Source organism: Bacillus sp. FSL W8-0848 (assembly GCF_038007805.1).
Taxonomy (GTDB): domain Bacteria; phylum Bacillota; class Bacilli; order Bacillales; family Bacillaceae; genus Bacillus; species Bacillus glycinifermentans.
This window is the reverse complement of record NZ_JBBOYB010000001.1, coordinates 1,353,145-1,372,315: the sequence shown is the minus strand read 5'-3', so window position 1 is coordinate 1,372,315 and position 19,171 is coordinate 1,353,145. Positions and strand designations below refer to the sequence as shown.

The window sequence follows — 19,171 nt, the reverse complement described above, 5'->3', positions numbered from 1 at the left end:
AGCAGAGAGCCGAATTCTTCGTGAATGCACAAAAAAGGCATCCCTTTTCAGAAGGATGCCTTTTCTGCTTAAATTCTTACAGTCTTATTGACGATGTCATGAATCAATTTAGCGTTTTGTTCGAGAATATCAGGATGGGATTTAGAAATCATTTGCATATGTTCCCCAGCGCCTTGGATCACTGTAAACGCCTTGTTCGTTGCGTTTTTCCACATCATGAAATCGTCATTCCGAGGTTCTTTCACTGACTTGATATAGCTTATATCACCGTCAATTGTACCGGACGTTATCGTGTTCTGGACATATACATAAGACTTCATAATTAATTCAACCAAATAGTCTCTCATGAGCTTTTCTAAATCTTTATATTTCTCAAGATCAAATGTTTTATCGATCTCCTTCCTGTATTCCTCCTCTGTGAACTGATCTTTCTCCGTTTCTGTACGGTATCTTGAATCGATGATAATCAGATCTTCCACTTCATATCCTAGGCGGTTCAATTCTTTTGCCACATCAAATGCGAGCACGCCTCCCGACGAATATCCTATGAGCGTGTATGGCCCTTCCGCCTGAATATTTCTGATGATGTTCACGTATTTTTCAATCCGATTTTCAGATTGGATGAAGTTGAAGCTGTATACGGAATACTGATCCAAATGCTCGGCCAAGCCCATGTAGGCAATGCCCATTGAAGCCGCCGGCGGAAAGCAGAACAACGTTTTGCTGTTTTCTGCCGCGCTGCTCAGCTGTATGCAATCATCTGTATAGTCTTTTAACAATTGCTGCGCATTTTTTAAGAAGCCCGCCAGTTTTTGGATCGTCGGCTTCGCAAAAATGTCCTTAAACGGAACTCTAAAGCCCAGCTCTGTATAGAGTCTTGACACAAATGACATGACGTGTAAAGAGTTTGCCCCGATATCGAATAAGTTGGCGCTTATGCTGATCGGTTTGATGTTTAAGATGTCTTCCCATATGGCAGCAATTTTTTCTTCAAGCTCACTTGCCGGAGGCACGTAATCCGTTTCCGCTGCTGCATTTCGGTCTGGCTCAGGAAGTGCCTTCAAATCAACTTTTCCGTTTGGCGTGAGCGGCAATGTATCAAGCGTCAGCAAATAGGACGGAACCATGTAATCCGGAAGCTCTTTTGACAAAAACTCTTTTATTTCCGCTTGGCTGATTTCTTTTCTGCCTTTTTCCAAAACGACGTATGCGCAAAGGTACTGATTGTTGCTGTGATCCGTTTTTGCGGCAACAGCCGTTTCCTTTATATCCTTATGCCATAATAATCGGTTCTCTATTTCTCCAAGCTCGATGCGATACCCGCGGATTTTTACCTGGTGGTCGATCCGTCCTAAAAATTCGATATTTCCATCCGGCCGCAGCCTTGCGAGATCTCCCGTCCGGTACATCCTTTCGCCGGGCAAAAACGGGTTCGGCAGGAACCTTTCGGCCGTCAGCTCCGGCTTGTTCAGATAGCCTTTCGCCACTCCGTCTCCGCTAATATACAGCTCTCCGGCGATGCCGATCGGCTGAACTTCTTGTTGATCATCCAAAATGTAAAGCTGGACATTCCGGCCCGGCTTGCCGATAGGAACTGAAACATGGCGGTCCCGTTCGGCATCATATTGATAAATCATGCAGCCGACAACCGTTTCTGTAGGCCCGTACTCATTATAAATCTCAATCTTGGATTGGAACCTTTCAGAGATTTCTTTTGCCAGCTCGGATTTTAAATCTTCCCCGCCTACGATCAGCCGCTTTATGCTTGATCCGCTTCCTTCCAAATCTCTGACAAGGCTTAAATGCGACGGCGTCAATTTGACGATCCCGGCTTTCTTGTCCTTGAACACTTTTCTGATGATCGGTTCCCCGTCATCGCTATGCTGATAGACAATCACTTTATTGCCTGAAATTAACGGCGTAAATATGGATGTCACCGTCAGATCGAACGCAACTGATGAATAGAGGGCAAAATCGAGCTTTTCGCCTTGAACATAAACTTGGTCAGCCCATGTGATATAATTCACCAGTCCTCTTTGCCTGATCATCGTCCCTTTCGGTTTGCCTGTCGAGCCTGACGTATAGATGATATACGCGAGACTGTCGGGATCACCGGCCGGTTCCAGCCGATCGGCGGATAAGCTATCGAAGCCGCCGTCCAGATATACGGCTTCTTGGCGCTGCCCGATGGCGCCCGTCTTTTTGTCCACAAGGATAATTTCCGCTCCGCTGTCGTCAAGCATATACTCGATTCGCTCCTTCGGATATTCGGGATCAATCGGCAAATAGGCTCCTCCGGCCTTCAAAATCCCCATGATTCCGATCATCATTTCCAAGGAACGTTCTGCCATGATGGCAACGATCGTATCTGGTCCTGCCCCTTTTTCCCTGAGATATCTTGCGAGCTGATTGGATTTTTCATTCAGCTCCCGATATGTCAGCTTGTCATCTCCAAACACAACGGCTGTCAGCTCAGGGGTCTTTTCTGCCTGTTCTTCAAATAACTGATGAATCGTCTTGTCTTTCGGATAATCCGCCTTTGTATCATTAAACTGGTACAACAGCATATTTCTTTCTTCTTCCGAAAGGAGCTTGATTTCGCTTATCGTTTGATCTTCATTTTTAACAACCTGCTCCAGCACATGCTGAAGGTGTTTTTTCATGTTGTCGATGACTTGGTCATGATAAACATTTCCGTCATATGTGAATTTGACGGCTAACCGTTCGCCTGGAATTGCCACAATATTAAATCCGTAATTCGTTTGTTCTTCAGCATGAATTTCTTTATAAACAAAATCCATTTTTCCATCAGGCTCAAAGGCGCTCTGATCAATTGCATAATTCTCAAAAATCATCACATGATCCAAGAGATCTCTTTTTAACTCGCTCTGCGACTGTACTTCCGACAGATTCATGTAATTGTATTTGCCGCTTTCTAAAGCATCTGCCTGAACTTTCGTTACCACATCCCTAAAGCTTTGATTTCTGCCGGCTCGGATTCTGGTCGGTATCGTATTGATGAAAAGCCCGACCATTTTCTCTATTCCGTCTACTTGGGCATCCCTTCCCGAGATGACGGTACCGAACACGACGTCTTCGGTTTGGTTGTATCTTGCCAGCATAATCCCCCAAGCACTCTGCAATACCGTATGGACCGTCACGCTGTTCCGATTGGCGAGTTCTGTGATTCGGCGGGTCAATTCTGCCGGGAATTCAGCAACGGTTTCCTTTCTTTGATATTCTCCATTTCCGGTTTGGCTTCCTAAAACCGAAATGTGCGATTTTTCGGCAAATCCCGATAAATAATGCTTCCAATACGCTTTTCCTGCTTCTTTATCCTGTTCCTCGAGCCACTTCATATAATCGCTGTACGGTCTTCCGTCTTCAAGCTGAATCTCTTGACCGGCTGCTTTCTTATGATAGATGTGGAACAGCTCTCCCAAAATAATTCCCCTGCACCAGCCATCCAGCAGGATGTGGTGGTTTGTCCAAATGAACGTATAGGCGTCATCTGCGGTTCTCACAAGCGCCGCTCTGATCAATGTTTCTTTGCTTAAATGAAAACCTTTTTCCCTGTCTGCCTTGAGATACTGTTCAATTGTGAGCTCTTGTTTATCCGGACTTTGATGTCTTATATCAAGATACAGAAGATTTATCTTTCTGTCCTTAATGATCACGTTCCTCGGTTCATCCGTGATGTCGTACTCAACCGAAGCCCTTAATATTTCGTGCCGATTCATGATAGCATTGAAGCTTTCTTCAAACAGCCGTTCATCAATATATCCTTTCATATCGATGGCCATTTGTTCAAAATACGCTTTCGACTCCTTGTCTTCGAGCGCATGGAACAGCATGCCTTTTTGCATGTTGGCAAGCGGATATATTTTTTCGATTTCCATCCCCTTATATTTCCGTTTGATTTCCTCAAGCTGATGTAAGCTGATAGACTTGTCGCCGTAATCAGATGGCGTTTTTTCCGGCTCTTCTTTGGCTGCGCAGTGGCTGATGATGGTTTTAAGAGCTTCTTTATATGTTTCTGCAAAGGTGCTGACGATGTCTTCATCGAATACTTTCGCGTTGTATGTCGTTTGAATGGTCAACCGTCCATTAAACACAAGCGCGTTTATTTCCATCGGATTTTCTCTCGTGATGCCGTTTCCTATCGATTCTCCCGGCGAAAGCCATGATGAAGTAAATTCTTTGCTGTTGATGTCTTCATCAAGCTGCCCCAAATAATTAAACAAAATCGGGGTGTTTGCGCCTTTTATGAGATCTGCGTCCTTTGCTGTATATTTTAATATCCCGTATCCTATTCCTTTGTTTGGTACTTTTCTCAACGTTTCTTTGACTATTTTAATATTGGCGGAGATGCCTTTTTCCTCTCCCAAATCGATGAATACCGGATACTTGGACGTAAACCACCCGATCGTCCGGCTGACGTCGATGCCGCCTATCGCCTTTTCCCTTCCGTGTCCTTCCATGCTGATTCTCAAGCTTGTATGGCCTGTTACATCCCTTGCAGCTACGAGAAGCGCCGTGATCAAAAGATCGTTGATTTCGGTATGATAAGCTTGGTTTGTTTCCCTAAGCAGCTGCCTTGTGTCTTCTTCACCGAGTTCCGTATTTAATGTGCGGCTGTCTTCATATTTGAATACGCCGGCTGCTTCCTTCATTTCCAGGAACTCGATGTTTTCACTTAAGGCTTGACGCCAGTAGTCCTTTTCCTTCAGCAGCTTTTCCGTTCTTGAATAGTCTGCTATTTTCTGTGCAAATTCTTGATAAGAAGCCGTTTTCGGATAGAATTCTATTGTTTTTCCGGCTTCTAATCGGCTGTACCCAAGCGCTAGGTCTTCAAACAATATCCTCCAGGATATTCCATCGATGACGAGGTGATGGATCACGATCAAAAGGTGATCTCCTTCATCCGTTTTAAAGATCGCCGTTTTCACCAAAGGACCCTTTTCGATATCGATGCTTTGCTGGAGCTCCGTTGCCAATTGATGAACCTTTTGGCGCTGGTCTTTTTCGTGTGAGACGTCATATACGCTTAAATCAAACTGATGGCTGTCCGTTCCTCGGTTAAATTGAACGACCTTCCCGTTTTCTTGTTTAAATATCATTCTGAGAGCATCGTGGTGCTTTACTAATTCTTCAAATACCTGTTTGACCAGCCTCACGTTAAATCCGCTTTTTCTAAACAGCATCACCGCATGATTATAATGGTTTCTGCCCTGTTTGTTCTGCGCGAAGAATTCCTGCTGAATCGGCGTTAACAGAACCTCTCCCTCAACCGCTTCATAGGATGCCGTTTTGTCTGTTTCGGCCTTGGCATATTTGCTTAAAAACTTGATTTCCGGATTTGCAAATAAGTCCTTCATGTCAAGCGCAATGCCTTCTCTTGATAATCTCGAAATAATCTGCAGCGCTTTAATGGAGTCTCCGCCCAGCGCAAAGAAGTTATGGGTGATTCCTATCTTTTCAACTCCCAGAACTTCTTGCCAGACCTTGACCAGTGTTTTTTCCGCAGCGTTTCGCGGCGCTTCAAACGCAGCCTCTTGACTCATCTTTGGCTCAGGCAATGCGGCCGTATCGATTTTTCCGTTGGCTGTCAGCGGCATGCTATCAACCTGGACAATATATGACGGAATCATGTAATCAGGGAGTTCACCCTTCAGATAAGTTCTTATGTCTTCGAACGTCATGTTCACGTCTGACGTCACATATGCGCAAAGCTGTCTGACGCCGTTCTGATCCTCTTTGACAGCGATTTGGGCTTCTGTTATCTGTTCGTGTTTCAATATTGTATTTTTGATTTCTTCCGTTTCGATTCTGTAGCCCCTGATCTTAACTTGGCTGTCCATCCGGCCTGAAAGCTCGATGCTGCCGTCGCTTAACCGTCTGGCGAAATCTCCTGTCCGGTACATTCGTTCATTTGGCGCAAACGGATTTTCAACGAATTTTTCTGCCGTCAAATCAGGTCTGTTTAGATAACCGCCTGTCACTCCGTCTCCCGCGATGCACAATTCCCCAAATACGCCTTCCGGAACGGGCTTCATGTTTTGATCCAGTACATATACCTTCGTATTATGAATCGGAGCGCCGATGACCGGACGTTCTTTGAAGGAATGGAGGCGTTTTGAATCGATCATTTGAAAAACCGAGCCGATTGTCGTTTCAGTAGGTCCGTAATGGTTCATGATCATGTGATTCGGATATTGCTTTAAATAAGTTTCTACGTCTTTCGTGTTGATCATCTCTCCGCCCAAGACAACAAGCCTGAGCTTGTCTAAGGCATTTTCGGCGGAAAAGCCGGGATCATTGACCAAAATGTTAAATAGCGACGGTGTCAGCTTCATATAGGTGATTTCATTTTCTTTTATATACTTCAAGGCCCGATGTGCGTTTGTATAGAGCTCTTTCCGCGCGATATGCAGTTCGCTTCCGCTTAAAAGGGATGAGAATATGCTTGTATAGCCCAGATCAAACGCATAGGAAGACACCAGCATCGCTTTATCGTTTTCCTTCAGTTCCGCTTCCTTCATAAACCACGCTGTATAGTTCGCCGCATTGTAATGTTTTGCTAATACCCCTTTCGGTTTTCCGGTAGAGCCTGATGTGTAAATGATATAAGCGCTGCTGTCAGCCGCAGTGCAGGCAGACAAGTTTGACGAAGCATTTGTATAAATCGCGCCGTCATCCACATTGACGACCTCTCCGTTAAAGACGACGTTTTCCTTGACAGAGCCTTTGACAAGCAATATGTCTGCCCCGCTGTCACGCAGAATGTCATTTGTTCTTTTGGCAACCTGCTCCGTATCGATCGGCAGAAATGCAGCTCCGGATTTCAGCACAGCCAGGATGGAAATGATCATCTCAAGCGACGGTTCAACCATGATGCCGACTGCGGCATCTGCACCTGCTCCTTTTTCTCTCAGCAGCCTTGCCAGCTGATTTGATTTTTCGTTCAGTTCCCGGTATGTCAGCTTTTGGTCCTCAAATACCACCGCGGTTTTGTCAGGTGTTTTCTCCGCCTGTTTTTCGAACAGCTCGCTGATCGTCTTATCCTTTGGATAATCAGCTTGTTTTCCGTTGTGTTTATATAAAAGCCGATTCATTTCGTCCTGTGACAGCATATCGACGTCATGCAGCCGAATCTCAGGATCGTTTGTTAGAGCTTTTAAAATATTGGAAAAATGCCGTGCCATTCTTTCAATGGTCGCCCGCTTAAACAGCTTTGTGCAGTAGTTGAGGACGCATTGAATATTTTCGTCTGTTTCGGCCGCTGTCAGCGTCAAATCAAATTTTGATATATGCATGTCCGTTTTGAGCGGTTTAAACTTGAGCCCTTGAATCGCAAATTCATCGCTGTCAAAGTTTTGCAGAACAAGCATCGTATCAAACAGCGCATTTCTGCTCATATCCCGTTTGACATTGAGCTTTTCGACCAGTTCGTCAAATTGATAGTCCTGATTTTCATATGCTTTCAGCGCCGTTCCCTTGACTTCTTGTAAATAATCGGCAAATTTCATGCCGCCTTTTGGATAATTCCTCATGGCAAGCGTATTGAGAAACATTCCGATCACTTGCTTCATATCGCTGTGGTGTCTTCCCGCAATCGGCGAACCAACGACGATATCTTCCTGGCCGGTATATTTTGAAAGCAATGTTGTGTAGCCGGCCAAAAGCAGCATATACATTGTAACGCCGTATTCTTTCGCCAGCTTCCTCAGCTTGCCTGTTGTTTCGCCGTCGATTTCAAACTGAAGGATATCCCCTTCAAATTGGCGCTTTTGCGGCCTTTTATAATCGGTCGGCAAATTCAGAACCGGGACATCGTCTTTAAAGACATTAAGCCAGTATTCTTCCTGCCGTTTCATTTCTTCCTTTTGGTAAAATTGCTTCTGCCACTCGGAAAAGTCTTTATACTGAATCGATAATGGCGGCAATGATTTTCCCTCATACAACTCGGCCAGCTCATTAGTGAAAATGGCCATCGAAACGCCGTCGGAAATGATATGGTGCATATCGAGCATCATAATATGCTCATCATCGTTCACTTTTAATACTTCCGCTCTTAAAAGCGGGGCTTTTGCCATATCGAACGGCCTGATAAACGCTTTGATTTTCTCTTCGAGACGCTCTGTTCCCAATCGGCCGTACTTTACTTTAAAATCGACTTCTTTTTCGATCTTCTGCACAGGTTCACCGTCGGCCATAAAAATCGATGTCCTGAAGGCCTCGTGTCTTTGAATCAGCTGCCGGAAAGCCCCCTCCAGCCGCTGCACATCAAAACGTCCTTCAATTTTCATGACGAAAGGCATGTTATAAGAGATGCCGCCGCCTTCGATTTGGTTGAGGATAAAGAGCCTTCTCTGCGCAGATGACAGTGTGTAATGTTCTTTTTCTTCCGCTTTCGCAATCGATGCATACGGGCTTTCTTTTGTCGATTCGATAAATTCGCCTAAATCCTTTATCGTCGGGGTTTCGAATATTTGCCGCAAAGGGACTTCAACATTCAGTTCTTTATGCATTTTTGCAGCTAAAGCCGCGGCTTTGAGAGAATGTCCGCCAATCTCGAAGAAGTTATGGCTGATTCCGATTTTATCGATTCCTAAAACTTCCTTCCAAATCGAGACAAGCTTTTCTTCCGCTGCATTTCGCGGCGCTTCATACTCCGCTGGCGAGCTGACATAGCCGTCCGGTTCCGGAAGCGCTTTTCGGTCGATTTTCCCGTTTGCCGTAAGCGGCAGCCGGTCAAGCTTGACAAAGTACTGCGGAACCATGTAGTCCGGAAGTTCTTTCAGCAAATATTTTCTGATGTCTGATATGCTCGCTGTTTTTTCTGACGTGATGTACGCGCAAAGATATTTGCTGCCGTCTTGAGATTCTCTGGCAATGACTGCCGCTCTGTCAATGCCTTCATATTTAAGCAATTGATTTTCGATCTCCCCAAGTTCGATTCTGAAGCCGCGTATTTTGACTTGATGATCGATTCTTCCTAAATATTCGATGTTCCCGTCCGGCAGAAGTCTTGCGAGATCTCCGGTGCGGTACATTCTTTCCCCCGGAATAAACGGATTTGACACAAACATTTCGGCGGTGAGGCCCGGGTTGTTTAAATACCCGCGGGCCAGGCCTTCCCCGCTTACACAAAGTTCGCCTGAAGCCCCCAGCGGCATGACCTGCTGTTCGTCATCCAGAATATAAACTTTGTGATTGCTGATCGGCCTTCCAATCAGAACCTTTTGGTCACCTTTTCGCAATTCGCTCCATGTCGAACAAACGCTGTTTTCTGTTGGTCCGTATTCATTAAATAATCGAACGTGCGGAAGCTTTTCAAAATGCTGCTGCACCAGGTGCTCATTAAAGCCTTCCCCTGCAATCGTGACAAACCTCAAATCGTTCAGAGGATGCTCAATCGTATTTAACACATTTTGATAAAAGCTCGGAACGGCCAGCAAATTTGTCACTTTATGAGTCCGCAGCACGCTGATCAATTCATTGACATTCACTTTCAGATCTTTTATTAATACGAGCGTTGCCCCTGATAGAAGCGAGGTGAAAATATCTTCTACAGAGCTGTCAAATGAAAAGGACGGGACTTGCAGCGTCGTATCGGCTGCACTGTAGCCATACGCTTGTTTTCTCCAGCACAACGTGTTTACAATCGATTGATGATTGACCATAACGCCTTTCGGTTTTCCGGTCGATCCCGACGTATAGATGATATAGGCCATATCGGCAGAGCAGGCGGCATGCTGCAAATTCTCTGTGGCGCTGTCTTCTGTCAGCACATCTTTATTCATGTCGATGCAGGTGAAATCAACGTTTATTTGCTTATCCGCCTTTTTCAGCAGGATGTGAATCCCGCTGTCCTCCAGCATGTACTTGATCCGGTCTTCCGGATATTCCGGATCGATCGGCAAGTATGCTCCCCCGGATTTCAGCACCGCAATAATGCCGATGATCATTTCCATTGACCGTTCCGCCATTACACCGACGATCATATTAGGTTTTACGCCTTTTTCCCTTAACATCTTCGCTAATCTGTTCGATTTTACATTGAGCTCCCGGTATGTCAGCTTTTGCTCTTCAAAGACAAGTGCGATATTTTCAGGCGTCCGTTCCGCCTGCTCTTCAAACAGCTGATGGATCGTTTTGTTCTTTGGATAATGAGCGGCCGTATCGTTGAAATCATACAATATCATTTTTCTTTCTTTTTCCGGGAGAATGTCGATTTCGCTTATCTTCCGATTTTCATTCGTCACCACTTGCTCAACGGCTCTTTTGATGTGGCTTTCGATATTGCTGATGATTTCTTCGTCGTAGACATTTCCGTCATATGTTAAGACCAGCGTCAGCTGTTCACCCGGAGTTGCCGACATGCTAAAGCTGTAATTGCTTTGTTCTGCGGCGCTTATCCCTTTCACTTTAAAGCCTGTTTCCGTTAGGTTCTGTTCCAGGAGCTGCTCGTCAACTTCATAATTTTCAAACACAAGAATATGATCGATCAGATCCTTTTTTAAACCGCTCAATGCTTGAACTTCAGCGAGATTCATATAATTGTAGCGATTGCTTTCGATCGCTTCAGCCTGAACCGTTTTTAAGATGTCGTTGATGCCCTTGTTTTTTTCAAATCTGATTCTTGTCGGGATGGTATTGATAAACAGGCCGATCATGTCTTCGATTCCGTCTACTTTTGCTTCCCTTCCCGAAACGACCGTTCCAAACACCACATCTTCTATATTGTTATATTTCGCCAATACAAGGCCCCAAATGGTCTGAAGCACCGTATGAAACGTTACGCTGTTGCTGCCGGCAAATTCCTTGATTTGATGTGTAAGCTGTTTTGAAAAACTGATAACCTTTTCTTGTCTGTCATACCGCCCATTCTTTTTGCCGTTCTTAAATGCAGGAATTTGCGCTTGTTCTTCATACCCTTCTAAATATGTGCTCCAATATTGACGCGCTTCCTCTTTGTCTTGTTTTTCCAGCCATTTAATATAGTCGCTGTACGGCTTCGGTTCTTTTAATCGATATGCTTCTCCTTTTATCATTTTTTCATAGACTGTAAACAGCTCGCCCAGAATGATGCCGAGGCACCAGCCATCCAGCAGGATGTGATGGTGGCTCCATACCAGTTGATATGATTCGCCGTCTGTTTTGATCAAATAAACCCTCATCAGCATATCCTTGCTTAAATCGAAGCCTTTTTCCCGATCTTCAGCAATGTATCTTTCGATTAATCGAGCCTTTTGAGCAGGGCTGCTCTTTTCGATATCGCAATAGTAAAAATCGATTTTCCGATCTTCGATAATGATCTGCCTTGGGTCCTCAACGATTTCGTATTCAAATGAGGCCCTCAATATTTCGTGACGCTTCACGATCTCATTGAAGCTTTTCTCCAAAATATCCGGGTCAACATATCCTTCGATGTGCATAACCGTCTGCTGAAAATATGCGCTTGATGTGTGATCCTCAATGGCATGAAACAGCATTCCCTTTTGCATATTGGCCAGCGGATAGATCTTTTCAATTTTGGCGTCTCCGTATTTCCCTTTTATTTCTTCCAGTTCATCTAAGCTGATGTTCGTATCTCCATAGTCAAACGGCGTGCGTTCGCTTTCCGTTTGACTTGCGCAATGGCTGATGATTTTTTCAAGGCTTTCTTTATAATTTTCATTCAGCCGGTTGATCGTTTCTTTCGTGTATTCTAATTCATTAAAGGTTGTGTGAATCGTTAACTTATGATTAATGATGATGGAATTGATTTCGATTGAGCGGCCCCTTGCAATTTTTCCTCCGATGCTTTCACCCTCAGATAAGTCCGAGCCTGAAAATTCGCCGCGGTTAATGTCAGCATCGATTTCGCCTAAATAGTTGAATGAAATCTGCGCTTTTTCTTCATTGATTAAACCAGGGTCTTGCGCCGCATATTTTAATACCCCGTAGCCCATTCCTTTATTCGGTATTTTTCTCAAAGTCTCTTTGACCATTTTGATATTTTGGGAGATATCCGTTTCTTTGCCCAAATCGATAAATACCGGGTACAGCGTCGTAAACCAGCCGACCGTTCGGCTGATGTCAACGCCGTCCAGGACGCTTTCCCTGCCGTGGCCTTCCATCATGACTTTCAGTTTATTTTCGCCGGTCGTTTCTCTGACTCCTGCTATTAAAGCCGTCAATAAAATATCGTTGATTTCCGTGTTGTAGGCCCTGTTTGTTTTCCTCAGAAGGGCAGAAGTCGTCTCTTTGTCGAGTGTGATGCTTAATGTCGTGCTGTTTTCAAATGTATCCCTTTTTAATGATTTGATTTGCGGAATGAACGAACTTTCAGCCTGTGCAATACCGCGCCAATACTCCGCCTCGTTCAATAATTTGCGGCTCTTGGCGTACGCCTTTAATTGGCGTGCGAATTCTTGATAGGAATCCGTTTTGTATCCGATGCCGAGCGGTTCACCTTTTAATGCCTGATAGTACAATGTTTCAAAGTCTTCGAACAGGATTCTCCACGATACCCCGTCAACGACAAGGTGGTGGATGACAATCAAAAGGTGATCGCCCTCTTCTGTTTGGAAAATGCCGAGGTTCACCAGCTTCCCGTCCTTAATGGAGGATTTCTTTTGTATATCGGTCGCCAGCTCATGAACCCTTTCCGCTGTATTCTCTGTTCCTTTCAGATTGTGAACGTATAAACCGAAAAGATTTTCCTGATATTCTCTGTTATATTGAATGATCTCCCCGCCTTGTTCTTCATAGATCATCCTCAGGGCATCGTGATGCTCCATTATTTTATTAAAGGCTTCTCTCACGCTTTTTACATCAAAGCCGCCCTTTCTAAAGATCATAAACGACTGGTTGAAGTGGTCGATCTCTTCTTTGTTTTTCGCGAAAAACCATTGTTGGATCGGCGTTAATTCCGTTTCTCCTTCAACCGTTTCATAGGCTTTTTTCCGTTCGCTTCCTTTTTTGACGTATTTGCTTACATCTTTTATTTTAGGGTTCGCAAACAAATCCTTGATCTCAAGCTTCAGGTTCAGCCTTGACAGCTTTGATACGATCTGCAGCGCCTTTATCGAATCGCCGCCTGAGGCGAAGAAATGGTGGTTGATCCCGATATCCTGTGCTCCGAGAACCTCTCTCCATATTTCCACAAGTTTTGCCTCTGTTTCATTTCGCGGCGCTTCGTATTCCGCTCCAGTGTCGATGCACATGTCAGGTTCAGGCAGCGCTTTTCGGTCAACTTTATCGTTTGAAGTCAGCGGCAGCTTATCAAGCTTGACAAAATACGCCGGAATCATGTAATGAGGAAGCTCTTTCTCGAGCCATTCACTCACCTCTGTCGCTGTCATTTCTTTTTTGGAAACGAAATAAGCGCATAAATAATCGGTATTGTCTTTATCCGTTCTGGAAATGACAGCCGCTTCATCGATATCGTCATGCTTGAGCAATTGATTCTCGATTTCGCCGAGTTCAATCCGGTAGCCGCGAATTTTCACCTGATGGTCGATTCTTCCTAAAAACTCAAGATTTCCGTCAGGAAGCCATCTGGCCAGGTCTCCTGTTCGATACAGCCTTTCAGCAGGTACAAACGGATTCGGAATAAACTTTTCTGCCGTAAGTTCCGGTTTGTTTACATACCCGCGGGCCAGACCGCTCCCGCCGACACACAGCTCTCCGACGATGCCCGTCGCGACGGGCTGCTGGTTTTGATCCAATACATATACGTTTGTATTGGCGATCGGGCGGCCGATATGCGGGCGGCCATTTCCTTTGTAGACCCCCGCGGTTGCACAGACCGTCGTTTCCGTCGGTCCGTAAGCGTTGATAAACACCCGATTGCCGGACCATCTTTTTGCAAGTTCTTCGCTGCACGCTGAACCGGCGGATACGATGACTTTAAGGTTGTCCAACTGAGATTCATCCAAACTATTGAGAACCGTCGGCGGCAGGGTCGCATGCGTGATTTCATGATGGCGCAAAAAGCTTGTCAGCGGCTGTCCGGGCATCAGATCCTCTTGTCGGCCCAGAACCAAAGCGGCTCCGCCCGCCAGCGCTGAAAATATTTCAAATGCTGAAGCATCAAATGATAGGGAAGCAAATTGAACGACTCTGCTATCCGTCTTTATGTGCATCAATTCAATGACGGCATGAACCAGATTGCACAGGCCTTTTTGTTCGATTAATACGCCCTTCGGCTTCCCGGTAGATCCGGAAGTATAAATGATATATGCCAGGTCCCCGCCGTGATGAACATGAAGCAGACGATCCGCATCCTGCCTCGCGATCCGTTCGTCATGGATGTCTATTTTCATAAGGCTGGCATCTTTTATCAACGCCCGTTCTTTCATAAGCGCATCTTGTGTCAGAAGAACCTTCGTTTGGCTGTCTTCAAGGATATACTTGATCCTGTCTTCCGGGTATGCCGGATCAAGCGGCAGATAACCGGCACCGGCCTTCATAATTCCAAGGATTCCGACGATCATTTCAGGAGAGCGTTCCACCATAATTCCAACTGAGGTGTTCGGTTCTACACCTCTCTCTCTTAAAAATCTGGCCAATTGATTTGATCTTTCATCCAGTTCCCTGTATGTCAGCTTTTGATCGTCAAACACCAGCGCTGTATGGTCCGGCGTTTGTTCAGCCCGTTCCTCAAACAGCTCGCATATCGTTTTGTCTGTTGGAAAATCTGTCTTTGTATCATTAAAGTGATACAATAATTTGTTCCTTTCATCTTCTGACATGATCTCGATCTGATTCAGCTTGATGTCAGTATGATCCGAAATCCCCCTTAAAACGCGGACAAAATGCTTGGACATTCTTTCAATCGTTTCTTTTTTAAACAATTTTGTGCAGTATTCCAAATCAAACTCTATACCGGAGTCTTTCTCTATTGCCGATAATGTAAAATCAAATTTTGAAATATGAATGTCGCTTTCATATGTTTCAAACGTCAGCCCTTTAATATCAGCATCCGCATGATCAAGATTTTGCAGGACGAACATCGTATCAAACAGCGGGTTTCTGCTCATATCCCTGTTGAGATCGAGCTGTTCAACGAGGTCATCAAATTGATAATCCTGATTTTCATACGCTTTCAGCGCAGCTTCTTTTACATCTTTTAAATATTCGGCAAATGTCTTTCCGCCTTTTGGATACGTTCTCATGGCCAGCGTATTGACAAACATTCCGATCACATTCTTCAAATCATGATGCTGTCTGCCCTGAATCGGCGATCCGACGACCACATCTTCTTGTCCCGTATATTTTGAAAGCAATACCGTATACGCAGCCAGAAGAAGCATATACATAGTGGTTCCGTTGTTTTTGGCGATTTGATTAAGCTTCTTCGTCAATTCGGCGTCTATCCTAAAACCGATTCTGTCGCCTTCCACGCTTTGTATTTGCGGTCTCGGGAAGTCAGTCGGCATATTTAGGACAGGGATGTCATCTTTAAAGACATTCAGCCAATATTGTTTTTGTTTTTTGATCTCATCTTTTTGATAAAACGCTTTTTGCCATTCTGAGTAGTCCTTATATTGGATGTTGAGCGGCGCGAGTTCTTTTCCTTCGTACAAATCGCAGATCTCTTTTGTTAACACGCCCATGGAAGCGCCGTCTGAAATGATATGATGCATATCAAACATGATGATATGTTCTTTTTCATCAACCTTTAACACTTCCGCTCGAAAAAGCGGCGCTTTTTCCAAATCAAACGGTCTGACAAAGGCCTTTATTTTGTCTGAAATGCTACCAGATCCCAATTCGCTGTACTTGATACGAAAATCGATATGCTTTTCAATCTTTTGAACAGGCTCGCCATCCGCCATCAAGAAGGAGGTTCTAAACGCTTCGTGCCTTTCCGTTATTTTTTTCAATACATCCTCAAACCGGCGTATATCAAAGCTGCCCTTTACTTTCATTGTAAAAGGTATGTTATAGGACAAGCCGCTCTCTTCGATTTGGTTGAGAATGTATAATCTTTTTTGGGCGGATGAGAGCTGATAATATTCTTTTTCTTTCACCTTTTTGATAGATGAATAAACGCTTTTTTTCGTTGATTGAATAAACTCTCCAAGTCCTTTGATTGTCGGCGTTTTAAATATTTGCCTCAAAGGAACTTCGGTCTTCAGTTCCTTCTGGATTTTAGCCGTCATCGCTGCCGCTTTGAGAGAGTGGCCTCCCATTTCGAAGAAGCGGTCGTTAATTCCAATCTTCTCCACGCCTAAAATGTCACGCCACATCGCTGCCAGTTTTTCTTCCGTTTCATTCCTCGGCGCTTCATACTCCGTTTCCGCTGCGGCCGTTTTGTCAGGCTCCGGCAATGCTTTTCTGTCCACTTTTCCGTTTTTGGTCAGAGGCAGCTTGTCCAGTTTGACAAAATAGGCAGGAATCATGTAGTCCGGCAGTTTGTTTCTTAACCATTCTCTCAGCTCGTCGATCGCGATCTCGCGCTTTACCGTGATATAGGCGCAAATGTACGGGCGGCTCTCCTCGTCTTCCCTGACGGTGACGATCGTTTCACTGATGGCGTCATGCTTCTGAAGCTGGCTTTCGATTTCGCCGAGTTCGATCCGGAAGCCGCGGATTTTCACCTGATGGTCGATCCGGCCGATAAATTCGATGTTTCCGTCAGGCAGCCATTTCGCCAAGTCCCCCGTTTTATACAGCCGCTCGCCCGGGATAAACGGATGCGGGATGAATTTTTCCGCTGTCAGCTCTTCGCGGTTTAAATACCCTTTGCTCAACCCGTCTCCTGATATGCAAAGCTCGCCCGGAACGCCGATCGGCAGGAGACGGCCGCGTTCGTCCATGATCAGTGCCGATGTATTCGCAAGTGGGCTGCCGATCGGAATCGTATCGGCTTCTCCATCAATCTCGTTAATGAAATAATAAGTTGCGTACACCGTGCTTTCCGTCGGGCCGTACACGTGGATCAGCCTGTCTTTTCCGACGCGGTCGAGCACTTTTTTGGCGTGCGGAATCGAGACCCGCTCCCCGCCGAACAATATTTTCCGCAGATTGTCCAGACAGTCGAGATTGATATCGGCGAGTGTATTGAAGAGCGCCGTCGTAATGAACATCACGCTGACCTTCTCTTTGTCGATCACTTCTGCCAGCTCATGGATGTTCAATACCGTTTCTTTCTCAATCAAGACGAGCGATGCGCCGTTTAATAGAGCGCCGAAAATGTCGAACACCGATCCGTCAAACGAGTAGTTCGACAATTGGAGAATGACATCGTCGTGCCGAATGTCAATGTAATTGGTGTTCCGTACGACCCGGACGGCGCTGTAGTGCGGAGTCACCACGCCTTTCGGCATTCCCGTTGACCCTGAAGTGTATATGATATAGGCGGCGTCATCGGAACGATTTTCAAGGCCCAGGTTCTCTTTGCCGAAGCCGCTGAACGCATCCCCGTCCAGACGAATCACTTCAGCCTCACAGTCTATTCCGCAAGCGGCACCGCTGTTTGTCAGGAGGACGCCCGCCTTGGCGTCTTTCAGCATATAGGCGATTCTGTCTTTCGGCGTTTCGGGATCAATCGGCAAATACGCCGCCCCCGCCTTTAAAATCCCCATGATGCCGATAATCATCTCAAAGGAGCGCTCCGCGATGATCGCCGCAACAGAGCCTGCGCCAACGCCTTTTTGCCTGAGCAGTCTCGCTGCCTGGTTCGCTTTTTCATTCAGCTCCTTGTACGTCATGTTTCGGCTGCCGAACACGACGGCTCTGTGATCAGGCATTTTCTCCGCCTGTTCCTCAAATAGCTGATGGAGGGTCTTGTCTTTTGGATAATCGGTCTTCGTGTCGTTGAATTGGTCGAGGAGCATGTGTTTTTCTTCTTCTGACACAAGCTCGATTTCGCTTATTGTTTTCTCATCATGTTCAGCGACTTGTTCGGCGACCGCTATAATATGCTTTTCGATATTATTGATGATTTCTTCGCCGTAAACATTCTCATCGTAGATAAGCAAGAGCTTTAAGCGGCCGTCCAGTCCGGCGGAGATGCTGAAGCTATAGTTTGTTTGTTCTTCCCCGCCGACACTCTCCATTTCAAACCCTAAATCATTTCTTTGTTCAAACGCTTTTTGGTCTACGGCATAGTTTTCAAATACCATGACGTGATCGATCAAATCATGTTTCAATTCGCTCAGCGATTGAACCTCCGCTAAATTCAAATAATTGTAGCGATTGCTTTCCAATGCGTCAGATTGTGTTTTTCTTAACACATCTTTAAAGCTCTTGTCTCTTTCCAGTCTGATTCTGGTCGGGATTGTGTTGATGAAGACGCCAACCATTTTTTCGATCCCTTCTACCTCAGCATCTCTTCCGGAGACAACGGTTCCGAACACCACATCTTCGCTATTGTTGTACACTGCTAAAATTACGCCCCAAATGCTTTGCAAAACGGTATTGATTGTCACACGATTCCGATTTGCCAATTTCAAAAGGCCATTTGTGAGTTCTTCGGAACATTCAATTAATTTTTCTTTTCTTTTGGGCTGAGGTACACCGGAATGCGTGCTCAGCTTGGGAATCATCGTTTTTTGATCACAGCCTTCTAAATATTGCTGCCAATATTCCTTGGCTTCCTCTTTATCCTGGCTTTCAAGCCACTTGATATAGTCGCTGTATGGTCTAGGGTCCTCCAATTGATGCCTTTTGCCTTTTCGTTTCTTTTCGTAAATCGTAAAAAGCTCATCCAATATGATCCCAAGGCACCAGCCATCAAGCAAAATGTGATGATACGTCCAGATCAATTGGTATGAATCCTCATCCCTTCTGATGAGGCAGGCTCTCATCAAAGTTTCTTTGGCCAAGTCAAACCCCTTTTGTTTATCCTCTTGCAAATATCTTCTCAAAACATCGTCCTGATTATGCTGATCGCGGATATCACGGTATTCAAACTTTATTTTCCGATCTTTAATGATGACGTGTAACGGCTCCTCCAATTTGTAGGTAAATGATGCTCGTAATATCTCATGCCTTCCCATGACTTCATTCAGGCTGTCTTCAAATATCTGCTCATCTACATGGCCTTTTAAACCGATGATGAGCTGCTCAAAATATGCAGATGACGATTTGTCTTCCATGGCATGAAACAGCATTCCTTTTTGCATGTTTGATAACGGATATATTTTCTCAACTTTGGTTTTCATATCGCAAT

The 19,171-nt window shown here is 45.1% G+C and carries 1 protein-coding gene; it reads right to left on the bottom strand.

Going from position 1 to position 19,171, the window contains the following annotated elements:
* Positions 1-68: 68 nt before the first annotated feature.
* Positions 69-19,163 carry a non-ribosomal peptide synthetase gene (locus NSQ39_RS07100; RefSeq protein WP_341014425.1) on the bottom strand — a complete coding sequence of 6,365 codons (19,095 nt, stop codon included), beginning with the start codon at positions 19,161-19,163 and terminating at the stop codon, positions 69-71.
* Between the last annotated feature and the right edge of the window lie 8 nt (positions 19,164-19,171).

Bases quoted from the DNA above. Each gene is read 5' to 3' on its own strand.
- NSQ39_RS07100 (WP_341014425.1), bottom strand. From the start codon at position 19,163: ATGAAAACCAAAGTTGAGAAAATATATCCGTTATCAAACATGCAAAAA.